Genomic DNA, 11343 nt, shown 5'->3' with positions numbered 1-11343 from the left:
GCTGTAAAAGCGCTTCCTGACTTGGGGGAAAGCTTCCATTTTTCGGTGTCCGAAACGGTCTTCGAGAGGTTAGCGTTACGGTCAGTACCTGGACTTGCCAACCCTACATATTGAAAACAAAAAAGCCCCTGTAACAGGGACTTCGGCATTGAAATTACCGGCTTAGCCGGTGATGGGAGTATTTAGCTAACATCATTCCTGTTTTGCATGAGGTTCTGATGAGAACGGTCCTTATCGACTGCTCTGTGGCCATCAGTACGACGAGGCTAGGTCTCGAAACAGCTATCGACCAAACACGAATCGGTGTCTCCTCCGTGACCGTACGGTTTCCTAAGATGTCATTCGCTGTTCAATATGAAGCAGTTCGGCGGCGAGGGTATCCCACGTCTCCGGCCGTTCGCCCTGTTCAAGCGAGCCGGTCAGCGCATCGACCGTTTCCTTCAGCTGCTCCTGCAGGGCGCCGGCCTGCCTATGCTGGGCATCCCCCATCCGCTGCGCGTAAAAATCAGACAGCAGCCCTTCCTGAGCGGATACTTCGCGGCTCAGCGCTTCCTTAATCTGTTCTTCTACAGCCGCACGCATTTTTTCGCGTCCTCCGCCTTCAAAGAAAGCCTTCGGCGATTTAAAATATCCCCAGGCCGCGTTCCAGTCGACGATGCCTTCCAGCTGAACTTCCTTAAGCTCCGGCGTTTCCCACTCCTTTTCCTCAGGCGGATTCAGAACCAAACCGGCATCCAGTGCGGATATATCCTCTGTCGTCTGTACGGCGGCCGCATGCACGATTTGTTTGCCTTTGTTCTCCAATCGAAGCGTCGTGGCCAGCAGCTCCTGCTCCAGCTCACGGACGAGCGTCCGTTCCAGCTCGCGTCCGCATCCGGCAAACACCCGCTTCAGCTGACCCGCATCCTCACGCAGAACGGAAGGATGAAACGTTTCGTTAAAAAAGTCACCCATTCCAAAACCGATACGCTGTCTGACGTGGAACAGCAGCTCTTTCGTTTCCTGTGCAATCAGGTTCCCCTGCTGCATTGTGGCAAACTGCCTAACAAGCCCCTTAGCCTGCTCGGCTGTCCGGACCAGCTCCTGCTTGCGCCGCTGCCTGCTGCCTGCATCCTGCCGGGACAGACGCGCCCATTCCTCCGCCCTTTTCCGTGCAGCCGAAACCTCGGATGCGGCGGCTTGAAGGGACAGCTTGGGCAGCTCTTCCCCGGCGAAAACTCCGAGCGCATCTTCAAATGCACCGAGTCCCGATAGCGCCAGCATAGTTTCATCTCCGCCCAGCTTCGCCTCGAGCGCGGTCATGCTGGAGAGGGGATAAATATGCGGCAGCCGGATGCCCCGGGCTTTCAGGTTGCCGTCCACATGCTTGACGACCTGCTCCAGCTCTTCCGGGGAAGCAGCCAGATCGGCCGCGTTGACGATGAAAAACATTTTATCGAGGGCAAAGCTGTCCTTCACCCGGCCGAGCTGGGTCAGGAACTGCCTGTCACCCTTGGAAAACGCGTGATTATAATACGTTACAAAAACGATGGCGTCCGCCTGCTTCATATATTGGAACGTCACGCCGGTATGGCGGGCGTGCAGCGAGTCGGCCCCCGGCGTATCCACGAGCACGATTCCCTGCTCCGTCAGCGGTGAACTGTAATACAGATCAATCCGATCGACAAAGCAAGATTTGGTCTCATCGGCTACAAAAGAGCGGTACTCCGTCATATCAACGGTTCGAACGCTGCCCAGCAGCGGTTTCGCCAGTTCCCAGCCCGTGGCGGCCGCCTTGAGAAATCCGTAATGCGGCAGGCCGGCCGGATGAACACCTTCCGGCTTCATGGAGCGTACCGCCTCGAGCCAGCCGTCGCCTTCCGGCTTGCTGAGCTGGAGGATCGAGAAGGAATAAGCCAAATCGTCCTGGAAAGCCTCGGCCGACTTCATTTGCACCCTGGCCGTCCCGTGCGCATACTCGCCTTCAGGCGCCAGGATGCGGTTGATCGCCGCTGTCGTCGGATGCGGCGAGACGGGCAGCACGCTGTCGCCGAGCAGAGCGTTGGCGAACGAAGACTTGCCGGCACTGAACGCCCCGAACAGTGCCATCGTGAACGAGCCGCCGGCCAGCGCCTCGGCTCGGCCCTCCAGCCCCCGCGCGGCGGAAGCGAGCGCGGGATGGCGCCCCAGCAGCGCAGCCGCTTCGCGCAGCTGCGCCGCGGCCGCGTCAAGCCGCTGGCGGCGGCCCTTGGCCGCGCCGCCCTGCGGCCCCGCCCCGCCATGCGGGGCGGGCTTCACAGCGGGCGCCGCCATCGGCGCGCCCGCGTCTTCCCCGGCCGGCTGCGCCGCCGGCCGGGTTGGGGCGCTCACCCGCGGCAGGGTGCCGGGGGTGAGCGCCTGGTGCGGCGGCAGCAGGCGCGCCGCCGCTTCCGTGCGCGCCGCGATGGCCGCTGCCAGCTCCGTGTAGCGGGCCATCGCGGCGGACTGTTCCTGCAGCGCGGCCAGCTCCTGCTGTGCGCGCTGCTTGGCGGGCGCGGCGGATGCCTCGACATCCGCCAGCATCTCTTCCGCCGCATCCAGCGCAGCGCGGCGGTACAGCGCCTTGATTTCTGCCGACAGCTTGCGGCAGTAATTCAGCAGGTATTCGCCGGACAGCACCGCTCCCGGCTCCACCGTGCCCTCCAACAGTTCCGGACCGATGACCGGCATCCGATCGGCAAGCTGCTGATCGCGTTCCTCGTTCCAAATCCGGTGGGACTGTCCCCAGCGGCGCAGCAGCTCCTGAAGATGCCACCCGATCTGGGAGGCGCACTGCTCCCGCAAAGACGACAGAAAGCCTTCCAAGCGCTCCTGCTTCTCCTGCTCCGTCTTCGCCCCGGCGAACAGAAAGCCCTTCTTGAAGCCCGGCTTGCGGCTTTCGAGAAACAGCTGCGCCCGATCCCGGAGATCGGCCGGCGTCAGGTTGGCATTCTCGAGCAGTCCTTCCGCCTCACGGCGGACCGATTCCCGCTCCAGCTGCCGGATATTCGCAAACCGTTCGATCTCCTCCCTGAGGGCGCCCATCTCCCGTTCCAGCTCCGCCGCCTTTTCGGCGCCTCCCATCTCCTGCAGCAGCTGCTCCATGTCCTCCTGCAGCGAATCGGCGAACTGCGCCGTATGCTGCTCGGCGATATGACGCGCGGAACAGTCGATGCTGTAAGACAATAGCGGTCCCCGCTGGGCGATCAGCTCCTGCACCAGGCCATCCAGCTGAGCCCGCTGGTTATACGGATGCTCCGGATTCTTCAGCGAGATAAACAGCAAATTCTCGTAATGCACCTGCCACCGCTTGAAAGCCGCCTCCACTTCCTGGCGGTAGGTATCAAAGGATAGCTCCCGCTCCCGGTGCTTATCGATTTGGTTGACGATCAGGTACAGCGGTTTGCCCCAATCCGACAGGCTCTTGGCAAACACCAAATTGTTTTCGGACTGGACATGGTTATAGTCCATCACATACAGAACGACATCCGCCAAATGAAGCGCGGAGTGAGTCGCTTTTTGATGACCGTCGTCCGTCGAATCCACCCCGGGTGTATCCATGAAGACGCCGTGCTCCCCAAGCAGGGGAACATCATCCCACACTTCTACTGATGAATAGTCACCACCGTTGGTGCAGTACTCGTACAGTTCCTTAAGCGAGACTTGAAGCGGGTCCGCGGTCTCTCTCGGGGCTTCATCCCCTGCGCCTGCGGCCGGATAGATCAGGGCGCGCGGCTCGCCATCGCGGATGGAGACGACGTTGGCGCTGGTCGGCACCGGACCGGATGGAAGCACCTTTCGTCCGCATAAGGAATTGATCAGGCTGGATTTTCCCGCCGAGAAATGGCCGCAAAAGGCGATGGTCATTTCCCCGGCGTCTGCTTTATGTATTAAATCGTCGATGAGACTCGCCGATCTCGCATCGCCCCAAGCGGCAAGCTGCTCTTTCAGTGGCTGCAGCGCAATAGATCCTTGGCTAGCTGTGGTTTGGACAGTGAACGACATGCTGACTACTCTCCCTTGTGTCAATTGACCGAATGAGGCGGCTCATGACGCTTTTTGCCGGAAAACCCATTCAAATAGTTTTATTTTAACATTCCACCGATGGGTTGGAAATCATTTTGCCAGACAAAAAAAATAAAACCGAATACCATTCGGTTTTATCCTGGGCCTTACGCTGCATAAACAGGCCGTTAAATCGACGCGCTTTCCAGTTCCGGAATCAAAATTTCAAAGACTTTGCCGTGCTGCAAAATTGTCAAGCCACGGGACTTGTCCTTCATGACAACGACTTCAGGCTTAACGGACATCCGGTCCAGGTAATGCTCAGGCACGTCGCCCGAATGGCTCACCGTGATTCCCTCGACTTCCTTCTCTTCGTTTTCACTCAGTTTGCTTTCCACAACCGTGTCAAAAATATCGGAAAACATTTCAAAATTGTCTGTGTACACCGAAATGCATTTCATCTAAATCCCATCCTTCTCCATCTTTGTTCTTCCTATCCTGTATGTTCCTTATCTTTTCTGATTTGGGACGTCTTCATACGTTTTTTTCCTTCACGGCACACATCGAGCAGCGGACATATCTGACATTTCGGATTCTGTGCCTTGCAGTGATACCGGCCGAAGAAGATGAGCCTGTGGTGCGTGATCGTCCACTCTTCCTTGGGCACCCGCTTCATCAGCTTTTTCTCCACTTCGAGCACGGAGTCCTTCCAGCCCGCCAGAGCAAGCCGCTTGGATACCCGCTCGACGTGCGTATCCACCGCAATCGCCGGAACGTCAAATGCATTCGACACCACCACATTGGCCGTCTTGCGTCCTACGCCGGGAAGCTGTACCAGCTTGTCATGTTCTCGTGGAACCTCTCCGCCGTACTGTTCAATCAGAATGCGGCACAGGTTGTGGATGTGCTTTGCTTTGTTCCGGTACAGGCCGATCCGGCGGATATCCTGTTCGAGCTCCTCCAAGGGAACCGAAACATAATCCTCAGGCGTTTTATACTTTTGAAAAAGATCCTTGGTTACCTTGTTTACCGTTTCGTCCGTACACTGGGCGGACAACAGAACCGCGATCGTCAGCTCGAACGCATTGCTGTGGTTTAATTCACAATGCGCGTCAGGGAACATCGCTCCGATCGTGTCCAAAATATAGCGAACGGTTTCAGCCTTCATGCGAAGTACCTCCTGCAAAAAAAAACGTCCTGACGCGGGTAAGAACCCCGCATCAAGACGGTGTATCTTATGACCATTCCCAAAGCATACTATTGTTTCTGTATTTCTACAATCGTTCCATTGTTTAAATACAATACAATAGTATCATTTTCTTTCAGGGATTGCACGGTCAATATCGTGTCACCTTGGTGAATATATGCGCCAGGCGAAAGCGTGTATAGGTTGGCATCATTGACATTTTGCCGTTTCACATATATTTCCTTCGCATAACTGTCATATTTCCAGTAGGTCTGGGTCGTTACGTTCAGCACCTTGACCACGGCATTGCCGCTTTCGTCCTTGCGGACTTCGACACGGTTGCCCGCAGCCAGGTTCCCCAGGCTCAGAGCGCTGCCGGCGTCATTGACGATTTTCGACCCGGTTCCCAGCTTGAACGTTTCCGTCGTGCCGGCATAATCCTTCACCGTAATGCTTGGTGATGCCGCAGAAGAATCCACCGCCGTGATTTGGCCCGTCGTCAGCTTCACGATTTGTGCTGCAGCCGCGTTTGTTCCGTTAAACGTCACGTTGAGGATCTGTCCGGCACGAATATCCGCCAGCTCCACCGCCTGTCCGTTATCTCCTGTCAGTGCTGCTTTGTCCAGATAGAACTGGCTCGTCACGCCATCCTTCTTCACCGTAATTCGGCTGCTGGTATAGTTCATGTCCACGACTTCAAATTGAACCGTCGATTTCAATAGAATGGACGAAATGGCATCCTGCGTCGCATTCAGTACGAGGGCGACGTCACTGCCGATCTTTACGTCGGACAGCGACGCGTTGCTCTTGCCGTATGCCTGTACGGCCGGATTACTGTATGGCAGCACAAGTGTTTCCCCGCCAGGGGTGACCACAGTCATCTTCTTGGCAGCCGTATCGATCGCGGTTACCTTGCCGTCGTACTGGTAGATGACCTCAAGCGACAGCGCCCGGTTCGTCAGATAGCTGACGTTCACTTTACGGCCGGTCGTCAGCAGCGATTCGATGCCGGACAGCGTCGGATTGGCCGTGTTGTACACCAGTTTGGTTTTATCGTCGAGCGTCACAACGAACGGTTTTTTGTTGGCATCCATCAGCGTGAGCAGCTTCGTCTTCGGTTCATAGGACACGACCGAGGCTCCGCGTTTTTGCTCCATCTGGCGGTTCAGCACTTCGATTTTGGTTACCTGCTCGTCAGGATTCAGCGTAATTTGCACCTGGTCGCCAGCGGTGGAATCCGCGATCAAATCGCTAAGAAGCGGTGCGCTGATGCCGCTGATGACGATTTCCGGCTTGCTGGCAAGAAGCTTCACTTCAAGTGCTCCGCCGTCCCGCTTGTAGGTGATGGTCGAGCCGTTTGCTCCAACCTCATACAAGGAGCCGCGAATCGTACGCTCTACTCCCTGTTTTAATTCAATGGATTGAATAACGTTGTTCCTGATCGTGTAATTAATGGTCGAGCCCGCTTTCAGTTCAGACGGAGACAGAATCTCATTCTGGTAACTGAAGAACGAGTTGGCATCCCAAGTGTAGCTCTCGAGATTGCCCGCGTCATTTTTGATGACGAGCGACTTGGTGGCCGTATCGATGCTCTGCAGCGTTCCGGTGCCCGTCTTGTTCACGATCCCCGATTTCACTTGAACGATGACCGTTTTCTTGGCGGAGCTGAACGTTTCACGAGATACCGATACCTTGCTGCCGACCGCGATGACGGAAGGATCGATCTTCGCACCGTTCTGATCCAGGAACGTCGTGCCCGCATCATATGTAAACTGCTGGAACGTGCTGTTCGTTTCGATCCAGAGAATGTTCCCCGGAGACAGCTTCTGGAACGTTCCTTCCGTACTTTCCAGCTGAACGGTTGGATCCGTCACTTCCACATACCCTGCCTTCGTCCCGCTGCCGATGACCATCACTTTGGTGTACGGCTTCAGTTCCGTAAAGGCAATCTTCGTTTCCGAATCCTTTGTAAAATATCCGGTTGACGCATCAAGGGCGTAGCTCTTCACACTGCCGTCTACATACAAATCAAGCTTATTATCGCTCAGCCCGGTGATGATGCCTTCGGCGGAGTTGTCGTACTTAATGTTGTTGTAGGCTTCGGCCCGGCTGAAAAAGGTCGCCAGCTGGGCACGCGTAACCGAACCTTGCGGATCAAAGCGGTTACCATCCACACCGTTCGTCAAGCCCAGCTCCAGCGCAACGTTCACAAAGCCGCGTTTTGAAGCGGAAATTTTGCCGTTATCGGCAAACGTCGTGGCCTTCGAGGCTGCGGCGGAAGCTTGGCTTTCCTTGCCCAGAGCGCGGACCAGCACTTCGGTGATCCACTCCCGGCTCGCCTTCCGCTCGCCCCAGGTTCCCTTTTGACCGGTGGCCGCGCTTTCGGACGCCTTGTTCAGCATGCTTTGCTGGAAAGCGAGTGCAACGTATGGCTTGAAATAATTATTTACGACGACATTCTCCGGCAGCGCAACGGCCGTGTCCGTGCTCAGCTTGTTCTGAAGCCCGGCAAAACGGATCGCCATCGTAACGGCTTCCTGCTGAGTCACATAATCGTTTGGACGGAACAGCCCTTTATCGCCGAGGATGATGCCTTGGGCAGCAAGCTTGTATATATGCTTCTCAGCCCAGAATCCGCTCTTGACGTCACTGAACTGGCCGACGGAAGCTGCTGTTACGCTCGCTCCGGTCGTCGCCGGGGTATCCGCGAATACGGCTGTGCCCGAGCTTAATGCCATCATACCGACCAGGACGGCGGAGACGACTTTTTTAGAAGGTAAGGAATGATTGCTGCGTTTCTGAACCATGATAGTGCCCCTCTCTGAAATAAATAGAAAGAACTAAAGCGGAGTCGCCCGTTCCCCGGGAATCATAGCTCCCACAAAGGATGCGCAACGCTCCAACTTTAGTTCGTTACTATCAGCCATGCTCTAGCTGTATATAATTCGACATCCAGGAGCCGAGCTCCTGCTATATTTCCTGAATTTCCCCAAAAAAATCAGTGTCTTGTCATCGGATGCTCCAAATCGACATGCCCCATCAGGCTTTCCACCTTGGCGCCGTCAACCAGCAGCTCGATCGACTTCACTTCGTCAAACTGAAACAACGTGTTGTCGAGCGCGTCGAGGGCGAACTGCTCTCCCCCTGCACCGAGACGAGCTTCATCCGGCAGATGAATGTCGATGGTAAGCTGACCGTCCTTCATGCTCAGCGATTTAAGTTCCACCTTGCCCCAGAGAGGGACCAGGTCCGATTTGTCGCTGGCCTGCAGCGCTTCGAACGCCTTCTTATACTTTTCATCATCGCTGCTGAAGTTGATTTCCTTCTGGGCTTTGTGCAAATCCAGTTCCTCAGGATCTGTATAATAGACATCGATATTCAAGCTTTTTTGGTTCGAATTCGTCGTTTGCGTGGACGTGGATTGGCCCTGGCCAGTCGCCTCTTGACCCTGTCCTTGCCCTTGCGAACCGGATGAGGCCTGACCTTGGTCTGAACCTTGGTCCTGCCCGCTGTCGGAAGTAACGGCACCGTTATTGCCTTCGGTTCCCGTTTCTCCGGCTGCCGTATCTCCGCCGCTTCCAGTCACCTGCTGATCGGAGGCCGTCTCCTGCTGCTGATCTGGTGCGGCGGTCGGCTTCTGGCCGCAGCCTGCCAAAGCAACCAACGCCAGAGCCAGAACCCCTGCACACCAAACTTTTTTATTCATTGACTTCCCGCCTCCTTGTTCCTGCGACTCATCATGATTTCACACCCAAATACTCTTTAATACCACTGACGATGCCTTTGGCAACCCGCTGCTGGAAGCTTTCCGAGAAAAGGGCGGCCTCGTCGTTTTTGTTGCTCAGATAGCCGACTTCCAGCAGCACGGCCGGCATCTTCGTTTCGCGAATGACGTGGAAATTACCGTAGCGAACGCCGCGGTCCTTCAGCCCGGTGGCTTGTACCAGGTACTTATGCATCACGTTGGCCAGCGCCTTGCTGGCATCCCGCTGATAATAGGTTTCACTTCCTGTTGCCACAGAGGAGCCTGCACTGTTCGCATGAATGGAAATAAACACATCCGCCTTCAAATCGTTGGCGATCTTTACCCGTTCGCTCAGTTCAAGGAACGTATCGTCGCTGCGGGTAAGAACGACATCGATGTTTGGATCATTTTTGAGCAGAGCCCCTACTTTGAGGGCAACCGCCAAGTTAAACGCTTTTTCTTTTTTGCCGGAAACGCCTGATGCGCCAGGATCCTGATCGCCATGGCCTGCATCAATGACGACGATTTTTTTGCCGCCTCCGCCAACTGGAGTGGAAGGAGTGCCGCTGTCTGATGTGTTCAAGTCGATGATATACATCCCGTTTTCATTGGTCAGCTTATAATTTTTTGCATAATTCAGATCAATGACCACGCGTACCGTGGAAGGATTATCGTTATACAGCGAGTAACGGACCTTGGATACATCCGGATAGCCGCTGACGTTGATTGAGCCGTTATAATTGCTGTCCAGCGGAGAAGAACCGCTGAATTGATCCGAAAATTTCGCGTTCGTCAGATCGATGACGACCCGATCGGGACCGGTCATTTTAAAACTGCTGGCTTTAACCGACCCGCTGGTTGCGATCAGCAGCCGGTTGTCGCTGAAGCTGAGTCCATTGACGAGCCCGACGCTACTGTCGTTATCGCCGCTGCCGTTGCCGGGTACGGTTGTCCCGCCGTTGCCTGCACCGGTGCCGGCATTTCCGCTGTTTCCGGAATTCGAATCCGGGGTAATTAAATATACCACTTTCTTCACATTATCCCAGCTGACGGTCAGTCCCATTTGCTCACTCACAAAGCGAAGCGGGACGATGACCGTGTCGGTGCGCAGAATCGGCGCGATATTAAGTGCAACCTTACTGCCGTTAACCGTAGCATTCTTTTGATTAACAACAAGCTTTATGACTGTCGAGTCCTTTTGTATGGTTACCGTGCCGGTCTTCTGCTCCCATGCGACTTCAAATCCCAGACTCTCTCCGACCACACGAAATGGGATCATCGTATTACCCTTCACATTTTCAACCACTGCATTACCTGTTAGCTTCAGCTCATTGTCATTCAAAAAAATCTTTGTGCTCCCTGCCGCAGCCTGTCCATTATGAGGAAACGCCAAAATGAAGACAAATATAAACGCAAACAAAAAACCAAACTTCTTCATTATTCACCCCTACCATTCTCAAATTTTTCAACTGCTTTTTGACGTTTCGGCTTCGGCATCTTCGACATCACCAGACATTTATTAGACGCGAGCCCCCTTGAAAAGTTGCGAATATATTCCTCTATATGCAAAAGTTTTACTATGACTTTGGATGGACAAAACCGGGATTTTATGTATTATCGATTCAAACACCCCTGCTGAAAAGCATGGTTTCCGCAAAAAAGCATGCCGACTCCCAATAGGAATCGGCATGCTTGTTCGTTATGATTGAAACGATGATCTACTCGCCTCTCTTGATCGGATGGTCGAGATCCATGTGGCCCATCAGACTCTCCACGGCTTGGCCGTCGACGAGGATGTCGATCGCTTTGATTTCGTCGAATTGAAACATCGTTTGCTTGAGCGAGTCGAGGGCAAATTGTTCCCCGCCCGATCCCAGCCGGGCTTCGTCCGGGATATGAATATCCATATGCAGGAGTCCCGTATCTGTGTCCAGCGACATTTTGGTCAATTCGATTTTACCCCACAGCGGAACGAGGTCGGTGCTGCCGCTGTCTTGAAGCGCTTTGAACGCCTCAACGTATTTCTCAAGAGGAACCTGGTAGCTGATCTCCTTCCGGGCTTTCTTCAGCTCCATTTCCTGCGGGTCGGTGTAATATACATCAATGGTCAATTTCTGAAAGCTGGGTTGATCCTTAGCTGCCTCACCGGTTGATTCACCCTTGGTTTCCCTGGTCCCTCCACTGCTGTCATTGCCCGAATTGCTACCTGCCGTGCTGTCATCCGGAGCAGTACCTTCCGTAACCGGCGGCGATGTGCTCTCGTCCGCTTGAAGTGAGCTCGGTTCGGAAGCGCTCGCTGGCGGAGGAGGAGCCGTCTTCGCTTTCTGACCGCAGCCTGCTCCCACAATCATCACGGCGGACAGAAGAACTGCGCACCATATTTTTTTATTCACCATAACACTCCTTTCAG

Annotated in this window: 7 protein-coding genes; all 7 read right to left on the bottom strand. The window is 54.9% G+C overall.

The window, feature by feature from the left end:
* Positions 1-330: 330 nt before the first annotated feature.
* Complete coding sequence (locus IAE55_RS07775) at positions 331-4002, bottom strand: dynamin family protein (protein ID WP_200631566.1); 3672 nt, start codon at positions 4000-4002, stop codon at positions 331-333.
* A gap of 188 nt (positions 4003-4190) precedes the next feature.
* The gene (locus tag IAE55_RS07770) at positions 4191-4463 is read right to left on the bottom strand and encodes an NAD/NADP transhydrogenase alpha subunit (RefSeq protein ID WP_145158563.1); all 273 of its coding nucleotides are present in this window, start codon (positions 4461-4463) and stop codon (positions 4191-4193) included.
* A gap of 32 nt (positions 4464-4495) precedes the next feature.
* Positions 4496-5170 (bottom strand): endonuclease III, encoded by a 675-nt coding sequence (gene nth, locus IAE55_RS07765; protein ID WP_145158561.1) that lies wholly within the window; start codon positions 5168-5170, stop codon positions 4496-4498.
* An 89-nt stretch (positions 5171-5259) separates the two neighbouring features.
* A complete protein-coding gene (locus IAE55_RS07760) occupies positions 5260-7995 on the bottom strand; it encodes an S-layer homology domain-containing protein (RefSeq protein ID WP_145158559.1) in 2736 nt (911 codons plus the stop codon).
* Between the two features lie 191 nt (positions 7996-8186).
* Entirely contained in the window at positions 8187-8894 is a 708-nt protein-coding gene (locus tag IAE55_RS07755; RefSeq protein WP_200631564.1) for a GerMN domain-containing protein, read from the bottom strand.
* 31 nt (positions 8895-8925) lie between these two features.
* Entirely contained in the window at positions 8926-10371 is a 1446-nt protein-coding gene (locus tag IAE55_RS07750; protein WP_200631562.1) for an N-acetylmuramoyl-L-alanine amidase family protein, read from the bottom strand.
* A gap of 280 nt (positions 10372-10651) precedes the next feature.
* Entirely contained in the window at positions 10652-11329 is a 678-nt protein-coding gene (locus IAE55_RS07745; RefSeq protein WP_234489344.1) for a GerMN domain-containing protein, read from the bottom strand.
* Positions 11330-11343 lie beyond the last annotated feature (14 nt).

The sequence above is a fragment of the Paenibacillus sp. S28 genome (genome assembly GCF_016624415.1).
Lineage (GTDB): Bacteria > Bacillota > Bacilli > Paenibacillales > Paenibacillaceae > Paenibacillus_AQ > Paenibacillus_AQ favisporus.
Note: the sequence above shows the minus strand (reverse complement) of the source record. Positions and strands in the feature narration are given on the sequence as shown.